Annotated in this window: 19 protein-coding genes; 17 read left to right on the forward strand and 2 right to left on the reverse strand. The window is 62.6% G+C overall.

Going from position 1 to position 19,024, the window contains the following annotated elements; genetic code table 11:
- Positions 1 to 15: 15 nt before the first annotated feature.
- The 9 genes from lptC to EV679_RS14740 all read left to right on the forward strand — a co-directional run bounded on the left by lptC (position 16) and on the right by EV679_RS14740 (position 6,464).
- A complete protein-coding gene (gene lptC, locus EV679_RS14700; RefSeq protein WP_242611504.1) occupies positions 16 to 615 on the forward strand; it encodes an LPS export ABC transporter periplasmic protein LptC in 600 nt (199 codons plus the stop codon).
- Positions 612 to 1,190 carry a lipopolysaccharide transport periplasmic protein LptA gene (gene lptA / locus EV679_RS14705; RefSeq protein WP_068371433.1) on the forward strand — a complete coding sequence of 193 codons (579 nt, stop codon included), beginning with the start codon at positions 612 to 614 and terminating at the stop codon, positions 1,188 to 1,190. The genes lptC and lptA overlap by 4 nt, the downstream gene beginning before the upstream one ends.
- A gap of 8 nt (positions 1,191 to 1,198) precedes the next feature.
- Positions 1,199 to 1,978, forward strand: coding sequence for an LPS export ABC transporter ATP-binding protein (lptB, locus tag EV679_RS14710; protein WP_068371434.1), 780 nt, complete (start codon positions 1,199 to 1,201; stop codon positions 1,976 to 1,978).
- A 214-nt stretch (positions 1,979 to 2,192) separates the two neighbouring features.
- Positions 2,193 to 2,513, forward strand: coding sequence for a ribosome hibernation-promoting factor, HPF/YfiA family (gene hpf / locus EV679_RS14715; protein WP_068371443.1), 321 nt, complete (start codon positions 2,193 to 2,195; stop codon positions 2,511 to 2,513).
- Positions 2,514 to 2,622: 109 nt separating this feature from the next.
- On the forward strand, positions 2,623 to 3,096 hold the full coding sequence (locus EV679_RS14720) for a PTS sugar transporter subunit IIA (protein WP_068371447.1): 474 nt from the start codon (positions 2,623 to 2,625) through the stop codon (positions 3,094 to 3,096).
- Positions 3,097 to 3,107: 11 nt separating this feature from the next.
- Positions 3,108 to 4,046 (forward strand): HPr(Ser) kinase/phosphatase, encoded by a 939-nt coding sequence (gene hprK / locus EV679_RS14725; protein WP_068371450.1) that lies wholly within the window; start codon positions 3,108 to 3,110, stop codon positions 4,044 to 4,046.
- Positions 4,043 to 4,927 carry an RNase adapter RapZ gene (gene rapZ / locus EV679_RS14730; RefSeq protein WP_068371453.1) on the forward strand — a complete coding sequence of 295 codons (885 nt, stop codon included), beginning with the start codon at positions 4,043 to 4,045 and terminating at the stop codon, positions 4,925 to 4,927. The genes hprK and rapZ overlap by 4 nt, the downstream gene beginning before the upstream one ends.
- A 98-nt stretch (positions 4,928 to 5,025) precedes the next feature.
- Positions 5,026 to 5,883, forward strand: a complete 858-nt coding sequence (locus EV679_RS14735) for a septal ring lytic transglycosylase RlpA family protein (protein WP_068371609.1) — start codon at positions 5,026 to 5,028, stop codon at positions 5,881 to 5,883.
- Between the two features lie 11 nt (positions 5,884 to 5,894).
- Complete coding sequence (locus tag EV679_RS14740; RefSeq protein WP_068371456.1) at positions 5,895 to 6,464, forward strand: L,D-transpeptidase family protein; 570 nt, start codon at positions 5,895 to 5,897, stop codon at positions 6,462 to 6,464.
- Between the two features lie 78 nt (positions 6,465 to 6,542).
- On the opposite strand, the gene rsmI is transcribed toward EV679_RS14740, so the two are convergent.
- Complete coding sequence (rsmI, locus tag EV679_RS14745; RefSeq protein ID WP_130487610.1) at positions 6,543 to 7,499, reverse strand: 16S rRNA (cytidine(1402)-2'-O)-methyltransferase; 957 nt, start codon at positions 7,497 to 7,499, stop codon at positions 6,543 to 6,545.
- Between rsmI and EV679_RS14750 the strand changes: the two genes are divergently transcribed.
- Positions 7,487 to 8,038, forward strand: coding sequence for a YraN family protein (locus EV679_RS14750; protein ID WP_083969610.1), 552 nt, complete (start codon positions 7,487 to 7,489; stop codon positions 8,036 to 8,038). The genes rsmI and EV679_RS14750 overlap by 13 nt on opposite strands.
- On the opposite strand, the gene EV679_RS14755 is transcribed toward EV679_RS14750, so the two are convergent.
- A complete protein-coding gene (locus tag EV679_RS14755) occupies positions 8,031 to 8,324 on the reverse strand; it encodes a hypothetical protein (protein WP_083969603.1) in 294 nt (97 codons plus the stop codon). The two genes, EV679_RS14750 and EV679_RS14755, sit on opposite strands and share 8 nt — an antisense overlap.
- Here EV679_RS14755 and EV679_RS14760 point away from each other — a divergent pair.
- The 7 genes from EV679_RS14760 to EV679_RS14790 all read left to right on the forward strand — a co-directional run bounded on the left by EV679_RS14760 (position 8,323) and on the right by EV679_RS14790 (position 18,838).
- A complete protein-coding gene (locus tag EV679_RS14760; protein ID WP_130487611.1) occupies positions 8,323 to 11,748 on the forward strand; it encodes a TonB-dependent receptor domain-containing protein in 3,426 nt (1,141 codons plus the stop codon). The two genes, EV679_RS14755 and EV679_RS14760, sit on opposite strands and share 2 nt — an antisense overlap.
- Positions 11,749 to 11,813: 65 nt before the next feature.
- Positions 11,814 to 12,782, forward strand: coding sequence for a Slam-dependent surface lipoprotein (locus EV679_RS14765; protein WP_130487612.1), 969 nt, complete (start codon positions 11,814 to 11,816; stop codon positions 12,780 to 12,782).
- A 99-nt stretch (positions 12,783 to 12,881) separates the two neighbouring features.
- Positions 12,882 to 14,357, forward strand: a complete 1,476-nt coding sequence (locus EV679_RS14770) for a surface lipoprotein assembly modifier (RefSeq protein WP_130487613.1) — start codon at positions 12,882 to 12,884, stop codon at positions 14,355 to 14,357.
- A 136-nt stretch (positions 14,358 to 14,493) separates the two neighbouring features.
- Positions 14,494 to 15,531 carry an ABC transporter substrate-binding protein gene (locus EV679_RS14775; RefSeq protein WP_130487614.1) on the forward strand — a complete coding sequence of 346 codons (1,038 nt, stop codon included), beginning with the start codon at positions 14,494 to 14,496 and terminating at the stop codon, positions 15,529 to 15,531.
- A 381-nt stretch (positions 15,532 to 15,912) separates the two neighbouring features.
- The gene (locus tag EV679_RS14780; RefSeq protein WP_130487615.1) at positions 15,913 to 16,701 is read left to right on the forward strand and encodes an ABC transporter permease; all 789 of its coding nucleotides are present in this window, start codon (positions 15,913 to 15,915) and stop codon (positions 16,699 to 16,701) included.
- Positions 16,698 to 17,531: an ABC transporter ATP-binding protein gene (locus EV679_RS14785; protein ID WP_207224944.1), complete on the forward strand. Its 834-nt coding sequence runs from the start codon at positions 16,698 to 16,700 to the stop codon at positions 17,529 to 17,531. Before EV679_RS14780 ends, EV679_RS14785 begins: the two co-directional genes overlap by 4 nt.
- On the forward strand, positions 17,522 to 18,838 hold the full coding sequence (locus EV679_RS14790) for an NnrS family protein (protein ID WP_130487616.1): 1,317 nt from the start codon (positions 17,522 to 17,524) through the stop codon (positions 18,836 to 18,838). Before EV679_RS14785 ends, EV679_RS14790 begins: the two co-directional genes overlap by 10 nt.
- Positions 18,839 to 19,024: the final 186 nt, after the last annotated feature.

Here is a 19,024-nt window from a genome sequence, read left to right on the forward strand (position 1 = left end):
CCCATGCGCGACCGCATGCCCTCTCTCACTGCCCTGATCCTGCTGCTGGCACTGGTAGCCGGCACCTGGTGGGCGGCCGATTATGCGCAGCGTTCGATTCCCATCGACCCGCCGCCACGCATGACCCACGAACCCGACGCCTGGGCAGAGGAATTCGCACTCATGCAGACCAGCCCGGACGGACGCCCCACCAGCCGGCTGGAAGGCCGCCGCATGGAACATTTCCCGGATGACGACTCCTATGCCGTGGACGCACCGCGCGCCATCAGCCAGCAAGCCGCCAATCCGGTTACCATAGGCACCGCCAATACCGGCATCCTGGATCAGGACGGCAAGCGCATCACCCTGCAAGGCCAGGCGCGGCTGCTCCGGAAAGCAGATGCAGACCGCCCCGAACTGGAAGTGCGCAGCGAAGAAATCATCATCCTGCCAGACGACGACCTGGCCTATACGGACCAGCCTGCCACCGTCACCCATGGGAAATCACGCATGCAAGGCACTGGTATGCGCTATGACAATTCCACCCGGCAGTTGAAGGTCCAGTCTTCCACGCAAGTCCATATCGACGGCGAAAACCAGCCTGCGCTCCGATCCCCTAGTTCACGACAGCCATGACTCCATTCTTTCTTGCCCGTCCCATCCTCCTGTTGAGCGCCTGCGCGGCGCTGCTGTGCGGCACTGCGCAGGCCCAGCAAGCGGACGCAGCCGACCCCAGCACGCAAATCCTGTCCGTGTCGCTGGAGTATGACGACCTCAACCGCAGCAGCATCTTCACCGGCGACGTCATCATGACGCGCGGCATGATGACGCTCAATGCCGATCGCCTGGAAATGCGCGAAGACAAGGACGGCTTCCAGTACGGCACGGCCACGGCCAACACCGGCAAACAGGTGCGCATCCGCCAGGAACGCCCGGAAAATGCAGAGATCTTCGAGGCGCGCGGGCAGCGCGCCGACTACGACAGCAAGGCGGAAACCATCGTCCTCAACGGCAATGCCAGCATCGTACGCATGATCTGCGGCAAGCCCTACGACCGCATCCACGGCGACCGCATTGTCTACAACCAAAAGAACGACACCTATTCGGCCAGCAGCGAATCCGGCCGCGTCCGCTCCGTGGCCCAGCCGCGCAACAAGACCGAGGCTGCCGCAGCCGAGTGTCTTGGCCGCCCCGCCGCCAAGCAGGAATAAGGCTCACGATGGCAAATATCTCTTCCTCCGCGCTGGGCAGCAAAACTCCCGGCAGCCTGCGCGCCACCGGCCTGCGCAAGACCTACAACAAGCGCACCGTGGTCCAGGACGTTTCCGTCTCCGTCGACAGCGGCGAAGTCGTCGGCCTGCTGGGCCCCAACGGGGCAGGCAAAACCACCAGCTTCTACATGATCGTCGGCCTGGTACCGGCCGACGCCGGCCGCATCGAGATCGACGGCCGTGACGCCACGGCGCTGCCCATCCACCGCCGCGCGCGCCTGGGCCTGTCCTACCTGCCGCAGGACGCTTCCGTCTTCCGCCGCCTGACGGTAGAGCAGAATATCCGTGCCGTCCTGGAACTGCAGATCGACGCCAATGGCAAAACCCTGCCCAAGCAGGCTGTCGACGAACAGCTCGAAGGCCTGCTGGATGAATTGCAGATCGACCATATCCGCGAAAGCATGGCGATTTCGCTGTCTGGCGGCGAACGCCGCCGCGTGGAAATCGCCCGGGCGCTGGCCACTCGGCCACGCTTCATCCTGCTCGACGAGCCCTTTGCCGGCGTCGACCCGATCGCCGTGATCGAAATCCAGCGCATCGTGCGTTTTCTCAAGGGGCGAGGCATAGGTGTGCTCATTACCGATCACAATGTGCGTGAAACCCTGGGCATCTGCGACCGCGCCTACATCATCAGCGAAGGCAAGGTACTGACCGACGGCCACCCCGACGAAATCGTTGGCGATCCGGCAGTACGGCGCGTCTACCTGGGTGAGCATTTCCGCATGTAGCCAGGCGCTGCGCGCCGTGGCCGCGACATTTCAAGGACAATTCACACCCGGGTTTGTCCTGCCTCATGGACAGTGACAATCACCCTGCCGGCGGGCTTGCTTTCGGCGCTCATCCCGATACACTGGGAACATACGACGGGAAAATATCCCGTCAGGCACCGGGGCTCAGGCCATCTGGCAGGCGCCCCGGGTTCATCACCCCGGAGGGAGCAATATGAATCTGAATATCAGCGGTCACCACCTGGAAGTCACCCCTGCCATCCGCGACTACGTCACATCCAAGCTCTCCCGCGCCCTGGGCCGATTCGACAGCGTCATAGACGCCCAGGTCATCCTGTCGGTCGAGAAGCTGCGCCACAAGGCCGAAGTCACGGTCCGCGTACCCGGCAAGGACCTGCACAGCGAAGCCGTTGAGGAAACCCTCTACGCCGCCATCGACCTGCTGGCCGACAAGCTCGACAGGCAAGTCACCGACCACAAGAATCGTGTCCGTGACCACGCCCACGAATCCGCCAAGCGCCAGGTCATTGAATAACAAGGCAACACCCGCATACCGCCCGCTCAGCCGGGCGGTATGCATTTCCGGCCCCCGCACAAGCGAAAAGATTTTTGCATTGCGGCATAAGTCCCTATAATGCGAAACCATGAACCATTTGTCGCGCATTCTGCCTGCCGGCAATGTCGTGCTCGACCTGCCCGTCACCAGCAAGAAACGGGCATTCGAGCAGGCCGGCCTGCTATTTGAAAACCATCACGGCCTGGCTCGCTCCACCGTGTTTGACAGCCTGTTCTCCCGGGAACGGCTGGGTTCCACCGCACTCGGCCACGGCGTTGCCGTTCCCCATGGCCGCGTCAAGGGCCTGACGCACGCGCTCTCCGCGTTCTATCGCCTGGCGCAACCCATTCCCTTCGATGCCCCCGACGGCCAGCCCGTCAGCCTGCTGATGTTCCTGCTGGTGCCGGAAACCGCCACCCAGCAGCACCTGGACATCCTGGCCGAACTGGCACAACTGCTTTCCGACAAGTCCTTGCGCGAGCGCCTGATGACGGAAACAGACCCGGGCATCGTGCATCAACTCCTGACCCAATACGCGCCTTCCGGGGCGTCCGGGGAATAGGGTCGTCCGCCATGGTGACGATCCGCAACCTGGTCGAGGACAACGCCCCCCTCGTCCCGTTTACCTGGATCGCCAGCGAGGCCGCCGCCGATCGCGAGATCCCCAATGACGGCGATTCCGCCGCCGATCTCATCGGCCACCTGAACCTGATACACCCTGGACGCATCCAGGTCTTCGGCGATCAGGAAATTGACTTCTACTGCCGCCTGGAGCGGCGCCGCCGCGGCCAACATCTGGCCGAACTGCTGGCGGCCGGCGTACCGGCCATGATCCTCGCCGAAGACGCCATCAGCCGCACTCCGCCAGACCTGATCCAGGCCTGCGAAAGCCAGCAGGTGCCGCTGCTGGCCACCCCCATGCCCGCAGCCCGTGTCATCGACCTGCTGCGCAATTACATCGGCAAGCGCATGGCACCCACCACGACGGTGCATGGCGTGTTCATGGACGTACTGGGGCTGGGCGTGCTGATCACCGGAGAATCCGGGCTGGGCAAAAGCGAACTGGCACTGGAACTGATTTCCCGGGGCCATGGCCTGGTGGCCGACGATGCCGTCGATTTCGCCCGCACCGCGCCCACCCTGGTGGAAGGCTATTGCCCACCGCTGTTGCAGAACCTGCTGGAAGTACGCGGCCTGGGCCTGCTGGATATCCGCACTATCTTCGGCGAAACCTCGGTGCGGCGCAAAATGCCGCTCAAGCTCATCGTCCACCTGGTGCGTTCCAGCGCTACGGAAAAATTCGAGCGACTGCCGCTGCAGGACCTCAGCCAGGATGTGCTCGGCCTGCCCATACGCAAAGTCATGCTGCAGGTTGCGGCTGGCCGCAACCTGGCCGTTTTGGTCGAGGCCGCCGTGCGCAATACCATCCTCAAACTGCGCGGCATAGATACACTGGGAGAGTTCATGAGCCGTCAATCCCAGGCCATCATGCAGGGAATCGACAAGCCATGAATCACGCGGTTCAGGATATCGTCATCATCACCGGCATATCCGGCTCCGGCAAATCCGTCGCGCTGCGCATGCTGGAGGATTCAGGCTACACCTGTATCGACAACCTGCCCATCCGTTATCTGCAGGATTTCTGCGTCGACCTGAATTCACAGCCTCCCAGCCATGCCGCCGTCGCCATCGACGCACGCACGCCTGGTGAAATCGAAGACCTGCCGCAGGTGCTTACCGCCATCCGCGCCATGGGCATCCCCTTGCGCGTGATCTTCCTGGATGCCAGCACCGAAGCGCTGGTGCAGCGCTACTCGGAATCGCGCCGGCGCCACCCGCTGACCGACAGGCTGTCGGCCTACGGCAAAACGCTCACCCTGACGGAATGCATCCAGCAGGAACGTGAACTGCTGGCGCCATTGCGCGAGCAGGAACACATCATCGACACCTCCTATCTCAGCCCCGCGCAACTACGCCACTGGATAGGCCAGGTCGTGCAGGTCGAACGCCTGCCGCTGCTGCTGACTTTCGAATCCTTCGCCTACAAGATCGGCGTACCCAGTGACGCCGATCTGGTCTTCGATGCCCGCTGCCTGCCCAATCCGCACTACGACGCGGCATTGCGGCCGCTGACCGGCAAGGATGCACCCGTGGCCAAATGGCTGGAAGGCTACGCCCAGGTTGGCGAAATGATCGACGACATCTATGGCCTGGTGCGCAAGTGGCTGCCCCGCTACATGCAGGACACCCGCAGCTACCTGACGGTTGCGGTCGGCTGTACCGGGGGCCAGCACCGTTCCGTGTATGTCGTCGAACAACTGGCCCGGCGCTTCGCTTCGCATTCCCCCTTGCTGGTACGCCACCGCTCGCCCATCCATATTCCGCGCGCATGATGTACCGGTCGTCCATCATCCTGCCTGGCGCCTGCTCACCAGGCCAGACATCCGGCTCCTCGTTCCTGACGCCGCGTCCGGCCCGCCGCTGGGCCTGGATGGCACTGGCCATGCTGCTGGTATTGCTGCTGGCCGCCTGCGGCGGTTCCCCCAAGCGCGGCGGCTACTACAAGGATGATGGCCCGCATGCCCGCGTACCTGCCGATCTGGACAAGGTCCCGGATGCCGTGCCGCGCGTGGAACCGTATGCCAGCGGCCCGAACCGGCCCTATAGCGTTTTCGGCAAGAAGTACGTACCGGACACCAGCGGTCGCGCCTACCGTAACCGTGGCACTGCCTCGTGGTATGGCAAGAAATTTCATGGCCAGCCGACGTCCAACGGCGAAACCTACGACATGTACAAGATGACGGCCGCGCACCCCACGCTGCCCATTCCCAGCTACGCGAAGGTGACCCGCACTGCCAATGGCCGCAGCGTCATTGTCCGCATCAACGACCGCGGCCCCTTCCATGATGGCCGCATCATCGACCTTTCCTACGCCGCCGCCCACCGGCTGGACATCATCGCCCCCGGCAGTGGCGAAGTGATCGTCGAATGGATCAGCCCGGATGACATCCGGGGCAACCGGGTACCGCAACCCTCAGGCCCGTCACCCGCCGCGGTAGCCGCCGCCGTACCTGCCAGCCCGTCACCATCCACGCCGGCAATTTCTGCCGCCATGCCTGGCATCTTCCTGCAACTGGGCGCTTTCGGCTCGGCAGACAACGCCAATGCCTTCCTGGCACACATGCGCAGCGAACTCGACGATGACCCCCGCCTGAGGCTGGAACAAGGCGGCAATGGCATCTACCGTGTCCGGCTGGGCCCCTACCCCGACCGCAGCAGCGCGGAAGACGCAGCCAGCCGTATCGGCCGCCAGCTGGGCATTTCACCCTCCATTGCCCTGCAGCCCTGAGCCGGCCGCCCATGAAGCCCGTACGCCGGTTCCGGCAACGCCTGTTGCCCTGCCTGATCCTGATCGCCCTGCTGGTGCTGGCCGCATTCGGCTATACGCGCATCATGGGCCGGGTCGCGCCCGGCATGCCCCCTGTTGCCGAACAAGGCACTCCGAAAGCCGATCTGGTACGTGTCTATAAGTCCGCCAGGCGCCTGGAGCTCTGGCAGGGCGCTACCTTGCTCGCCAGCTACCGCATCGCGCTTGGCGGCGCGCCTGACGCCGGACACAAGCAGCAGGAAGGCGACCAGCGCACGCCAGAAGGCAGATATGTGATCGACTGGCGCAACCCGCGCTCGCGCGCTTACCTGAGCCTGCACATTTCCTACCCCAACGCACAGGATCGCCAGGCTGCGGCTGCCGCTGGCTACCCGCCTGGCGGCGATATCATGATCCACGGCCTGCCCAACGGCTGGGGCGCTCTCGGCCCCATTCATCATTGGTGGGACTGGACGGACGGCTGCATCGGCGTCAGCAACAACGACATGCGGGAAATCTGGTCCCTGGTTCCCAACGGCACCGTCATCGAAATCGAAGCCTGAGCGCAGGCCAGGGTGGACAATTCCGGCACTTGCCGGCTTCCCTGGCCACCCGGAGCGCGTCACACTCGCGCCATGGCCTCAATCCGCTTCGTTCTTGCGCTGCAAGGCGCGACGATAAATCGCGTCGCGGTCGCCCCCTGTCACCTTCTGCGCCACCTTCACCGCGTCGCGCAGCGACAGGCTCTCCAGCAATGCATCCAGCAGCGTATCCAGGGCAGGGTCGCCCGCCTCGGCCGCCTCGTCGTCGTCATCCACAGTGGCTGCCGCACTTTCATGCAGGATCAGCACGAACTCACCCTGGCCGCGATGCGGCTGGGCTTCCAGCCAGGCCTGTGCATCGGCAGCCGGCACCGTCGCCACTTCCTCGAAACGCTTGCTCAATTCGCGGGCAATCGTTACCCGCCGTTGCGGGCCGGCGATCTCCAGCACATCGGCCAGGGTCGCCTTGAGCCGGTGCGGCGACTCGAAAAACACCACGGGCGCGGCCAGTGCGGCCCAGCGGCGCAGCCAGCGCTGGCGCGCCATGCTTTTGTGCGGGGCAAAGCCGGCGAAAGCAAACGCCGGGTTTTCATCCGACGTCGCGCCGCTGGCCATCAAGGCGGCAATCACTGCGCTCGGGCCCGGCACCGGCACCACCTGATAACCCGCTTCCCGCACGGCCCGCACCACGCGCGCGCCGGGGTCGCTGACCGCTGGCGCACCCGCATCGGATACCAGGGCAACCCGCTGCCCGGCCGCCAAGCGTTCCAGAATATCCTGTGCAGCGCTGGCTTCATTGTGGCGATGCGCCGCCATCAGGGGCGTGGACAGGCCCCAGGCGTCAAACAGGGTGCGGGTCACGCGGGTATCCTCGGCCGCCACCACATCGACCTTGGCCAGCGTCTGCCAGGCCCGCACGCTCAAATCGCCCAGATTACCGATGGGCGTGGCCACCACGTACAGGGCGGAAGCAGGCCAATGCTGCGCCATCACCTTCTCGGCGGCACGCAGCCAGGCCGAAGGCGCGGATAGGGAAATATCGGATGTCTCGTTCATCCCGCGAGGATACTATTTTCAGCGATGCTGCGTATGCGCCGCTCTGGCAACAGCTGGAGAAAGCCCAGGGCCGTGCGCGGCGCAACCGCAAGCGGCGGCTGGCACGGCAACACGCTGCACGCCTTGAGGCCATCTCGGACCCCACGCCGCCCCCGGCGCCACGCCATGCCCGGCACGGCAGCCCCGCCCGCCAGCGCGGCAACCGCGCGGAAGACCGCGCCCTGGCACACCTGCAAGCGGCCGGGCTGGTACTGCTGGCGCGCAACCTGCAATGCCGCGCCGGAGAAATCGACCTCGTCATGCGCGACGGCCAGGAACTGGTCTTCGTGGAAGTCCGCCAGCGCAGTCATAGCCGCCATGGCGGCGCGGCGGCCAGCGTGGATGCTGGCAAGCAAAGGCGTCTGCTGGCCACCGCAGCGTGGTTTCTCCCGCAGATCAGACGCGCTCATTTCCCTGGCCGTGAACCAGGCTGCCGCTTTGATGTGCTGGCTGTGGACGGCCACACCATCCACTGGCTGAAAAGCGCCTTCCTCAGCTGACTCCTAGTGCAAGCGCAGCCCCCAGGCATGTCCACCGGCACTCAGGTTCATGGACCTGAACCATTACGCGCGCCACGAACACGACAATATTTTCCGGAAATTGACAAAAATCATCGGCCAGAACCGTAACAGATTTGAGAATTGCACTCATTCTCCGATTGGGAATTGCCTGATTTGAAAGCTTGGGCGTGGTGGTGACCGCTTTTCCACGCTCCCGCCACACCCCCCGATTCCGCGCCCGTTTGATCGACTTCCAATCATCGCGGGACAACACCAGATAGAACATGTCTTCAGAACATTGCTCCCCGCCCAAACTCCTGGCCCTTCTCATTGCCGGCCTCGGCTGCGTATCCGGTGGTTTGCCAGCCGTTTCCGCCCAGCCATTGGCTGCGGAAATCCAGACGGCTGAACAGCACAATCCGCCACCGGCGCCCGAAAAGCCCATTCAGCCCCATCAGGATCACCAGGAACCCTCGGACGGCGTTACCCAGCTACATGCTGTCGAAGTCGTCGCCCCCGAACGCACGGACGACGAAAAGGGCGCGGACGATGTCTTCCACAAGAACGTCTCGAACGTTTACATGGGCAAGGAAGAAATCGAACGCTACCGCATCGACGCGGCTGGAGACGTGCTCAAGGGCCTCAACGGCGTTTACAACATGAACACCCGCACCGCGGGAGGCGCCATCACGCCGAATATCCGCGGCATTTCCGGAAAGGGACGCATCCCCGTCACCATAGACGGCACGGAACAAACCGTGGATGTCTGGCAGAACAACTATGGCGTCGGTGACCGCAACTACGTCGATCCCGCCCTGTTCCGCAGCATCGCCGTCGATAAGAGCCCGGATCTCAGCCGCAACATGAAGCCGGGCGTCGGCGGCTCCATCGCCATTCGCACCATTGAAGCCAGTGACATCGTCAAGAACGGCGACACCTGGGCACTGCAGCTCAAGCTGGAAGGTGCAAACAATACGATCAAGCCACAGAACAAGCTTGACCAATTCCTGGGCAAGGACTATCGCCGCGTCGGCGGCACCGCCGATGGCGCCGGTGGCGGTTTCCAGAACGGTGAGCTCAGCCCTTACGCCTTGCTCATGGATGACGTCGAAGCCCCCAGAGACAAGGGCAGCGCCGACAATTGGCGTTTCGGTGGCGACAAGTCGGCCATGCTTACAGCAGCATTCCAGACGGACATCACCGATGGTCTGCTGAGTTACGCCTACCGCAACAAGGGCAATTATTTCGCCGGCAAGAATGGCGTGGACGATTATCTGGACAATCCGATCTACGACATGGACAACTGCGGTATCGACTGCAAAAGTTCAGCGGCCTTTGTCCCCAACATGGGAGAGATGTATCCGGCCGGTGCAGAAGTCTTCAACAGCAATACCCGTACCGAAACACTGCTGGCCAAGAACAACTGGCACTTCGGCGACAACCAGAAACTCAGCCTGCAATACATGCGCACGGATGTGCGATTCGGCGAGATCAATCCATTCCAGTCCACCTGGGCGCTGAATTTCTATGAGTTGAACCCTGACTTCATCGACCAGCCCAAACCGCCACAAACCCAGAACATTGACTCCAAGATCCGCTCGGATACCTGGAAGCTAGGGTACGAATTCAAACCCGAAGACAACCGCTGGGTAGATCTTGAGGCCAGTCTCTGGCGCGTCAAAACCGACAGCGTCCGTCATCAGAGTGGCGGCATGTCCCTGGCGGTCAATACGCCCGACACCATGCACGATGCCTGGTACTGGTGCAATGTACGCAATACGACGCCATGGAGTATGGCGGAATCTACTTGCGAAGAACTGGGCGATATGTGGGGCTTCGACAAAAGCACCACGCTGGACGAAATCATCGCTGAATCCGATGCCATCTTCGGCACCGAAGGCAAGAAGATCATTTCCGGCGCACAGCAAACCACCCAGGTGACGCGCAACGGCGCCAATCTCAGCAATCGCTTCAAGTTGGCGCCCAACTTCAATTTGACCCTGGGCGCAGACATCCAGCGCGAGAAACTCGGGGAAGAAAGCACCATCATCAACAGTGACGACCTTTTCAACATCTACGGCACTGTCACCGGACTGGCCAAACTTGCCGGGCCGCGCAGCGGCAAAAGGCAGGAATGGGGCATGACCATGACGACGGACTGGCAGCCAGTTTCCTGGCTCAATGTCCAGGCTGGCGTGCGCTATACCCGCTTCAAGGGCGAAGACACGGCAATGTCCGAAGAACGGCAACAACGCAACGAACAGTTCGCCTGGGGCGGGGGCTTCAACGAATATATCGACGCCTACTCCCTGCCGTATTGGGAAATCGGCTCTGCGGAGTTCAAGGCGGATTATGAAAACCATATGGATCTCTTTGACCAATGGGCGAACACTATCGGAAAAGATAGCCCTTTAGGCGATCCCGCAGCCGCCCAACGCCTTCAGGAGTCACATAATGCGTTCTACAAGCAATATGGGGCAAGTACTTCTTCCGTCCGGTCAAGCTCGCAGAACGGACAGACGATTTACTACCAGTTCCGCCCCGACATCATCATTCCATTTCGCAACGGGAAACCGGATAGTTCGGCGTCAACTTTGACGCCAGGCATGTTCGATGAGAAAGTCAGCACGCCTCAGGCAACGGAAGGCGAATACTACAAATACCTGATGGGCGGCCAACAGCCTGTATCCATCACCTACGAAGAATGGAAGCTGCTCCCTAGCACTACCCGCCAAGTCACGACCGCCGCAGGGGAGTTCGACCCTAACGGAGCTCACTCCGGAGCGTTGAAAGCCATCACCCGACCCATCACCGACGACCAGAAGTGGGCCCGGCCAGAAAAACTGAAAGGCGATGCCTGGGCACCCATGCTGGCGCTGACCGTTTCGCTCAGCCCACAACAACGCCTGTTTGCCCGCTATGCGGAAATGACGCGTTTTCCGAGTATTTACGAGGCCACGTCCACTGCCATCGACGGGCTGGTCAGCATGCCTACTGCGCCTGGCTTCGACCTCAAGCCGGAACGCAGCCAGAACTGGGAAATAGGCTATGCCTTCGATTTCACCCCGTACTGGGACAAGCTGGATTATGGCGACATCCGCCTGAGCTACTTCAGCAATACGATCAGAAATGTCATTGATACGACCGAGGCGCGGCGCATCACGCAATATGACAAGAAGATTGTCAAAGGGCTGGAGTTTCAAAGCCGTATCGACACTGGCGGCTTCTTTGCTTCTGCCGGTGTCACCTACCGCCTGAAAAATGTCACCTGCGATGCCGATACCGCATTTGCCTTTGATATGTACCTGCGCCGTATTCCCGAATGCATAGAGGGCGGATTTGGCGTCACGCGTTTCTACCAGTCCCAGCAGCCCAAGTATTCGATCAATGTGGATCTGGGTACGCGCCTGCTGGATCGCAAGCTTGAACTGGGCGTGCGCGGCATTTATCACAGCGATGTCAAAACCAGCCAGTACGACCGCCTGCTGCAACAGGGGCTGGCCGACATCTTCACCTTCACTGGCAAGCCTTACCACTGGCGTCCCACGCTGCTGCTGGATGCCTATGGCCGTTATCGGATCAACGACACCCTGTCGGTCAATGCCAGTGTCACCAACCTGACCAACCGCTACTACCTGGACCCGATGTCCAACGTCGCTGCGCCTGGTCCTGGCCGCACCGTCATGCTGGGCATGCAAGCCCTGTTCTGAACCGCCTTTTGCCGGTTTTCAAACGCAAAACCGGATGCTTACCCACTCTCACAAGGAAGCCTGTCATGATGTCCAAAACCATCCTGTCCGTCGTTCTGCTCGGTGCCTTTGTGCCTGCCCATGCGGCGGTCACCGGTGGCACCAGCAATGCCGCCCATGTTGCCCCGCAAGCCTCGACCGCACTCCCCTTCGGCGCCAATAAGCCGGGGCTCTCGCTCAATGGATCTTCACTGGTCATCAACCTGAAAGACGGCCCGATTTATCACATTGCCAAGAAGTACAGCAACGCGCCCATCAATAGCTCGCTGAGTGCCAGCGTGGACGGATTGGCCAACCCGAAGTACCTGACGCTCAAGGATGTCAACGCCGTCGCCGGCCTGTTCACCAACCCGACCCTGGGCCAGATCTGGTACGAACAGCGCAGCCCGAATGAAGCCGTGGCAGGACAACAAACGGCCATCTTCGGGGTGTACAGCATCCGCCAGATCGCCAACCCGGCCCTGCCAGCCGCACCGAAATTCGGCGGTCTGGTGATCGCCGAGGTTCCCAACCTGCCTGCAGGCACGGCCGTCTATTTCGGCGAATGGGGGCCGCGTGCGGGCAACCCCAGCACGGGCTCCGATACCAATCTCAACCTGAATACGGCAGACCACACGGTGTGGTACGTCGGTGAAAACGCAACGGGCAACACCAAGCACCTCAGCACCGCAAGCTATGCCGTACTGGGGGTCAATCAGCACGTTCCCGGCCAGAATGATTTCTTCCAGGGGCAGCTGAACGCCACCTTCGGCAATCAAGACAAGGGCAGCCTGAATGGCGCACTGACCCGGGTGTCCAACACCAGCGATGTGGTCGCATTCGATAACGTCACCATCGACAACAACGACGGGACTTTCTTCAAGGACGCCGCCGGCAACCGGATCATTTCCGGCCAATTCTTCGGGCCTAATGCCGACGCGTTGGCAGGCTATGCCACCCGCGGCACCAGCAACCCTGCCGATGATGTCGCCTTCGGCGGCAACAGGGTCCAATAAACCGGGCCTGCCCAAGCCACACAGGTCCCACCAACATGGCGGGGCCTGTCCCGACTCAGGAAAGCGGCACCCGCCGCAGCCGCCCTCTTTGCCTCGCTGATGACCCGTCCGCTCCCCAAGCTGTTCCTGGCCTGCATTCTCGCCTGCCCTTATTTTTCCGCCTGCGCCGACGACGACGATACCCGCTTCCTGCTGAACACCACGCAACAGCAACTGCGTGTCGAACAGCAACGGGACTGGGTGCACGCCGATACGCCGGCAGGGGAAAGACGCCTGGTCATCGAAGGCCAGGAATATCGTGTCGCAGAAGATGCCGCCGGCCTGGCATTGGGTATCTTCTATGCCATCAACCTGCAGCAGTGGGATAAAGTCGAGGAATTCCTTTCGAAGTACCGTCTGTTGGCAGCCAGCCGGACAGAAGTGATCCTGCTGGCCGAAGGCCTGCATGCCCGTGCACGAGGCGATACCGCAACTGCGCTGGAGCGCCTGCGGCGCGCCAAGCTTGCCGCCCCCGGCGACACCCGTATCCGCCTGGAACTTGCGCGGCTTTATGCCGAGGACTATCAGAGCCACGAAGCCATCGAACAATTCGAAGCCGTGAGGGCCGAGGACATTCCGCCTGAAACCCGCAGCACCATCGACACCTACATTGCCGCCGTCGCTCAACGCAACCGCTGGCACGGCTCACTCAGCATCGGTGGCGGCTACAGCAACAACATCAACCAGGCCAATGGTGCGCAACGCTGCGTCGTCCAGATCCTGCAGCAATGCTTCGTCACCGAGTCCCTGCCCGCACCGGTGGCGTCGTCCTTCCTGAACTACCAGCTTTCCCTGCAGAAACGCATTGCGCTGGGCGGCCATCACAACCTGCTGCTCCGCCCGCTGCTCTACGGCACCCGATATCACAAAGAAGACAACCAAAGTACTTTTCTCAAGGACAGCAGCGACAACACCACCGTGCTCTATGCCGGCTACAACTACAAAAACGCCAGCACGGAGTTTTCCGTCTCCCCCTACTTCGAGCACTATTACCGGGGCACGCACACCCATTACACAACACCCGGCCTGGAACTCAGTTTGTCGCATGACCTGAACCGCCGCTGGACACTGAATGCCCAGGCCAACAGCAAGCGCTACCATTACTCGGACGCGGAAAAGTTGTACTTCTCGGACTACACGCAGTCCTCGGCCGGCCTGGGAGCCAGCTTTCAATTGTCTGCCACGGGGTCCCTGTTCGCAGGGGTCGATTGGACCCGCCGCCGCTACCCCTGGGCGGCCGCCAGCAGCAAGGACCAGGCCTGGCGCATCGGCCTGTTCAAATATTTCGACAGCGGCTTTTACCTCAATGCCATGGCGCTCTATCGTGACAGCCGCTATGACGAGCGCACCTTCCTGTCGGACAACCCGCGCAAGGACATTCAGAAAATGCTGATCGCCACGCTGGGCATGCCACGCTGGCGCATCGGCAGCATTTATCCGGAAATCCGCTTCAAAAGGCTCATCAACGATAGCAACATCATCCACTATCAATATCGCCAAAGCGAAGCATCGCTCAATTTCAAGTACATCTTCTGAGCCCTGGCAGGCCTGGCAAACCGGCCTTCGACTGCACACCCAACAGCACCCACGACAGCGGGAATGATAATTGTCATTGTCTTTCACGCCATGACGCGCCACACTGCGACGCATCAAGGCTTTCCATCCAGACATCATGCATCGCCCGTTTCCACACCCGCAACGCCGCCGTTTGCTGCTGTCCCTGGCATTGGCGCCTGCTGCGACAGCACTGCCCTGGCATACTCATGCCTCGGAAGCCGCTGCACCTGCCCGCTACCCTATCCTGACCCTCTCCGGCCCGCCCGCGACTGTCACCCTGCCGTTGCTGCACATGCTGGAAACCAATCCGCTGGCCGATGTTGCCGAAAAACTGGTGTTCAAGCCCTGGCGCGATCCCGACCAGCTGCGTGTCATCGCCATCGAGCAAAGCGCGGATTTCATTGCGGCGCCTTCCAATGTGGCGGCCAATCTGTATAACCGCGGCGTGCCGCTGCAACTGCTGAATGTGTCCGTCTGGGGCATGCTGGCGCTGGTGTCGCGCACGCCAGGCCGCCATACGCTGGCAGACTTCAAGGGCGAAGAAATCGCCATGCCGTTTCGCGCCGACATGCCCGATATCCTGTTCCAGCTCCTGGCACGCGCGCAGGGGCTGGACCCGCAGCGCGATTTCAAGCTGCGTTATGTGGCCTCGCCCATGGATGCAGCGCAATTGCTGATCACTCGCCGGGTCGATCATGCACTGCTGGCCGAGCCTGCCGTTTCCATGGTGCTGGCGAAGTCGCAGTCTTTTCCTGCCAATGTCATTGCGCCCGACCTGTACCGCAGCGTGGATTTGCAGCAGGAATGGGGCCGGCTGTTGCATCGCGAACCCCGTATTCCGCAAGCCGGTATCGCCGTGCTGGGCCAGGCCGCGCAGGACCCGGCCCTGCTGACGCGTTTTAACGCCGCCCATGCCGATTCGCACGCCTGGTGCATCGCCAACCCGGACGCCTGCGGCGAGCTGGCGGAAAAGTATATCGACCTGCTGCGCGCCGATGCCGTCGCGGACGCCCTGCGCCATACCCCCGGCTATCTGACCAGCGCCGCCCAGGCGCGCCCGGAACTGGAGTTCTTTTACCAGGCGCTGCTGGAACAGAATCCGCAAATGGTGGGCGGCAAATTGCCCGACGACGGCTTCTATTACACGCCGTAAACCCCCCATCCAAACTCGGGCGCAGTACTGACACCCAGCCGGGCGCCATGCCGCCTGGCCACCGCCCTGGCATGCCGGACGTCCTCGGGATGGGGCCTGCCATATGACCGGCTTGTATGGCCATGCGACAAGGGGCAGGCCCATCGTCCGGGATACGTGAACAAGGCCGCTCGCATCCAGCAGCCCTGCCCGGGCCCCGCAAAAAATAGTCGGCCACGGCCCGGCCAATGATAATTATCATTGGCTTTGCATGCCCGATCTGGTGACATGGCAGGTTGACTTCCCTGCCCCGTATTTTCCCTGCGCCACCCCTGTGTCCATGTTTTCATGTCAGACCCCTACATGCCAGGCTTTCCTTAGCGTCAACAGGCCGTCCACGTCATGACTCTATTCCGCCGTCTGCTGGCCGCTGTGCTGGCCTATCTCTGGAGTGGCTGGGGCGCCATCGCCAGCCTGTGCCTGTTCGCCGCCGCCTGGGAATGGGCAGCGCTGGCCTATGGCCCCCTGATCCTGCCCACGCCGGGTGCAGTGCTGGCCTCGCTGGCCCGGCTGCTGGATACTTTTCCGGCTTGGGAAACACTGGCCATCTCGGCGCGCCGCGCCATGGCAGGCTTCGCGCTGGCCCTGGTGGCGGGCAGCCTGCTGGGTCTGCTGGCCGGGTTGTCCATGACCGCCGCCATGGCCTCGCGGCCGCTGATCACGCTACTGGTCGGCATGCCGCCCATCGCCTGGCTGGTGCTGGCCATGCTGTGGTTCGGCAGCGGCGACCTCACCCCTATTTTCACGGTGTTCATCGCCTGCGTGCCCATCGTGTTCGCCGCCGCCATGCAGGGCGCGCGCACCTTGGGCAATGAACTGAAGGACATGGCACGGGCCTATCGCATGCCCTGGCACATGATGCTCACCGATCTGTACCTGCCGCACATGCTGTCCTACCTGTTCCCTGCCTGGATCACGGCGCTGGGCTCCTCCTGGAAAGTCGTGGTGATGGCAGAGCTGCTGAGTTCGTCCGACGGCGTTGGCGCGGCACTGGCCGCCGCACGCTCCCATCTGGATACCGTCGCAACACTGTCCTGGATCACCGCCATCCTGGGCCTGCTGCTGGCCGTGGAATACCTGCTGCTGGAACCCATCAAGCGCCAGGTGGAACGCTGGAGGCCGCAAGCATGAACTGTTCCTGTCAGGTGCCAGCAGAAACAACCACCATGCCGCCCGCCGCTGCGCCTTTGCTGCATCTGCAGGGCATCCATCACCGCTATGCGCTCACCGACGCGCTGGTGGGCGTGGATTTCGCCATGCAGGCCAGCGAAACCGTTGCGCTGATCGGCCCATCCGGCTGCGGCAAGAGCACGATGATGCATATCGTGGCCGGCCTGCTGCAAGCCTCGCACGGCAAGGTCGTCAATCGTGCCATCAGCATCGGCTGCGTCTTCCAGGATGCCCGTCTCCTGCCCTGGAAACGCGTACTGGAAAATATCGCGCTGGGCCTGCGTGCCCGTGGCGTATCACGGGTCGCCAGGATGCGGCATGCCGCTGCGCTGGCCGCCCGGATGGAGCTGTCGGTCAACGATTACCGCAAGTTTCCGCACGAACTGTCCGGCGGCATGCAAAGCCGCGTCGCCCTGGCCCGCGCGCTGGCCATAGACCCGGATCTGCTGCTGCTAGACGAACCGTTTTCGGCGCTGGATATCGGCCTGAAAACCGAGATGTACCGGCTGCTGCGCGAATATGTGGATGAACGCGGCTGCGCGGTGCTGATGATTACCCACGACCTGATGGAAGCCGTCCGGCTGGCCGACCGCATCATCATGATGGCACCTTCGCCCGGCCGCATCGTTTATTCACATGCCATCGCCACCCCGCGCACGCAGCGCGACGACGCCTGGATTTACCAAACCGCCGGCGCCTTGATGCAGCTGCCCGAGGTTCGCCAGGGCTTCGAGCTGGAGCCCGCAACCGACCTGCCGCCCATCGTTCACCAGGGACACTCATGCGCCTGAACCCGCCTCAGGCCCTGCTCGCCCGCTGCCTCCGGCCGATGCTGGCCCACCCGGTGCTGACCTGCGCCTTCCGGCCGTTTTTCCTTTTGACCGCCATCAGCGGCGCCCTGCTGCTGCTTCTTTGGCTGGCATCGGCCACCCCATTGCCGCTGTTCGCCTGGCTGCGCCAGACCATGCCCGGCGGCGGCACGGCCTGGCATGCCCATGAGCTGATCTACGGCTATGGCATGGCTGCCGTCGCCGGTTTCCTGCTGGTGGCCGTGCCCGAATTCACGCAAACACCGGCATTCTCACGCGCCAGGGCTGCCACCCTGGCCCTGCTCTGGCTGCTGGCCCGGCTGGCCTACCTGGCCGCACCCATCTGGCCCTTCGGCCTGGGGCTGTGGCCCGCCTTGCTGTGCAATCTGGCCCTGGAGCTGCTGCTTGCCGCGACGGTCCTGCCGCCGCTGCTGCGTGCGTCCGGGCGCGGCCAGTCCGGCTTTGCCTGGGGCTTGATCTGCCTGCTGCCGCTACAGGCCGGCTTCTTTGCCGCGTCGCTCATGCATGGCGATGGCATGCGCTGGCTGCATGCCGCTGTCGGCGCGTTGATGGCCCTGATCATTGTGGCGGCCAGCCGCATTTCCATGCGCATCGTCAATAGCCGTATCCATGAAGGCCGGCTGCTGGACCCCTTGCCGGAAACACCGTTGTACCTGGCCCGGCCGCCACGCCGCAATTTTGCCATTTTCACCATCGCGCTGTGCGCAGCGCTGGAATTCCTGCAAGTCGCGCCCACGGTGCTGGGCTGGTGCGCGCTGGCCGCCTGCGCCGCCATGCTGAACCTGCTCAACGACTGGCATGTCGGCCGGCCCTTGCTGACCCGCTGGGCGCTGATGCTGTACGCCTGCTACTGGCTGATGGCGCTGGGCTACGGCCTGATGGGCGCGCACTGGCTGGGACTGCCGGGCGCCTTGTCGGCCGGGCGTCATCTGCTGATGATAGGCGGCATGGGGCTGTCCATTTTCGCGGTCATGTGCATCGCCGGGCGTTTCCACAGCGGGCATTGGCTGGATCAACGGCACTGGATACCGCTGAGCGCCATCGCCTTGTGCGCTGCCGCCCTGCTGCGGGCCTGGGCCGGCCTGACGGCCTCGCCGCTGGTGCAGCACCTGACACTGGCTGCGTCCGGCCTGCTTTGGGTGGCCGTGTTCTCCGCCTATGCGGTGTACTTCTGGCCCATCCTGACGCGCCCCCGCACAGACGGTCTGGAAGGCTGCGCCGAACCACTCAGTGATGGGCACGGCGGCGCTTCGCACCAATGCGGATAACGTTCCCGCCGGGATGGCGCTCAGGCGGCACCTGCTGCGCCTGCAGAAGTTGCCACCCCGGCAACAAGCACTGGCGGCGAACCATCACTTTCAATGAATAGTTCTTATTTCCTACCCAAGCCACGCTATTCATGCCAAAATCAACGTCCCACCAGGCATCCCTAGCGCAGCCACGCCAACCAGGCC

It is taken from the genome of Kerstersia gyiorum (genome assembly GCF_004216755.1).
GTDB lineage: Bacteria > Pseudomonadota > Gammaproteobacteria > Burkholderiales > Burkholderiaceae_B > Kerstersia > Kerstersia gyiorum.

Coding starts and splice junctions, on each gene's coding strand:
- EV679_RS14755 (WP_083969603.1), bottom strand. CDS start 8,324: ATGTTCTATCTGGTGTTGTCCCGCGATGATTGGAAGTCGATCAAACGG.
- rsmI (WP_130487610.1), bottom strand. CDS start 7,499: ATGAACGAGACATCCGATATTTCCCTATCCGCGCCTTCGGCCTGGCTG.
- EV679_RS14735 (WP_068371609.1), top strand. CDS start 5,026: ATGGCACTGGCCATGCTGCTGGTATTGCTGCTGGCCGCCTGCGGCGGT.
- EV679_RS14760 (WP_130487611.1), top strand. CDS start 8,323: ATGTCTTCAGAACATTGCTCCCCGCCCAAACTCCTGGCCCTTCTCATT.
- hpf (WP_068371443.1), top strand. CDS start 2,193: ATGAATCTGAATATCAGCGGTCACCACCTGGAAGTCACCCCTGCCATC.
- lptB (WP_068371434.1), top strand. CDS start 1,199: ATGGCAAATATCTCTTCCTCCGCGCTGGGCAGCAAAACTCCCGGCAGC.
- EV679_RS14750 (WP_083969610.1), top strand. CDS start 7,487: ATGTCTCGTTCATCCCGCGAGGATACTATTTTCAGCGATGCTGCGTAT.
- hprK (WP_068371450.1), top strand. CDS start 3,108: ATGGTGACGATCCGCAACCTGGTCGAGGACAACGCCCCCCTCGTCCCG.
- EV679_RS14785 (WP_207224944.1), top strand. CDS start 16,698: ATGAACTGTTCCTGTCAGGTGCCAGCAGAAACAACCACCATGCCGCCC.
- EV679_RS14765 (WP_130487612.1), top strand. CDS start 11,814: ATGATGTCCAAAACCATCCTGTCCGTCGTTCTGCTCGGTGCCTTTGTG.
- EV679_RS14790 (WP_130487616.1), top strand. CDS start 17,522: ATGCGCCTGAACCCGCCTCAGGCCCTGCTCGCCCGCTGCCTCCGGCCG.
- lptA (WP_068371433.1), top strand. CDS start 612: ATGACTCCATTCTTTCTTGCCCGTCCCATCCTCCTGTTGAGCGCCTGC.
- rapZ (WP_068371453.1), top strand. CDS start 4,043: ATGAATCACGCGGTTCAGGATATCGTCATCATCACCGGCATATCCGGC.
- EV679_RS14780 (WP_130487615.1), top strand. CDS start 15,913: ATGACTCTATTCCGCCGTCTGCTGGCCGCTGTGCTGGCCTATCTCTGG.
- lptC (WP_242611504.1), top strand. CDS start 16: ATGCCCTCTCTCACTGCCCTGATCCTGCTGCTGGCACTGGTAGCCGGC.
- EV679_RS14775 (WP_130487614.1), top strand. CDS start 14,494: ATGCATCGCCCGTTTCCACACCCGCAACGCCGCCGTTTGCTGCTGTCC.
- EV679_RS14770 (WP_130487613.1), top strand. CDS start 12,882: ATGACCCGTCCGCTCCCCAAGCTGTTCCTGGCCTGCATTCTCGCCTGC.
- EV679_RS14720 (WP_068371447.1), top strand. CDS start 2,623: ATGAACCATTTGTCGCGCATTCTGCCTGCCGGCAATGTCGTGCTCGAC.
- EV679_RS14740 (WP_068371456.1), top strand. CDS start 5,895: ATGAAGCCCGTACGCCGGTTCCGGCAACGCCTGTTGCCCTGCCTGATC.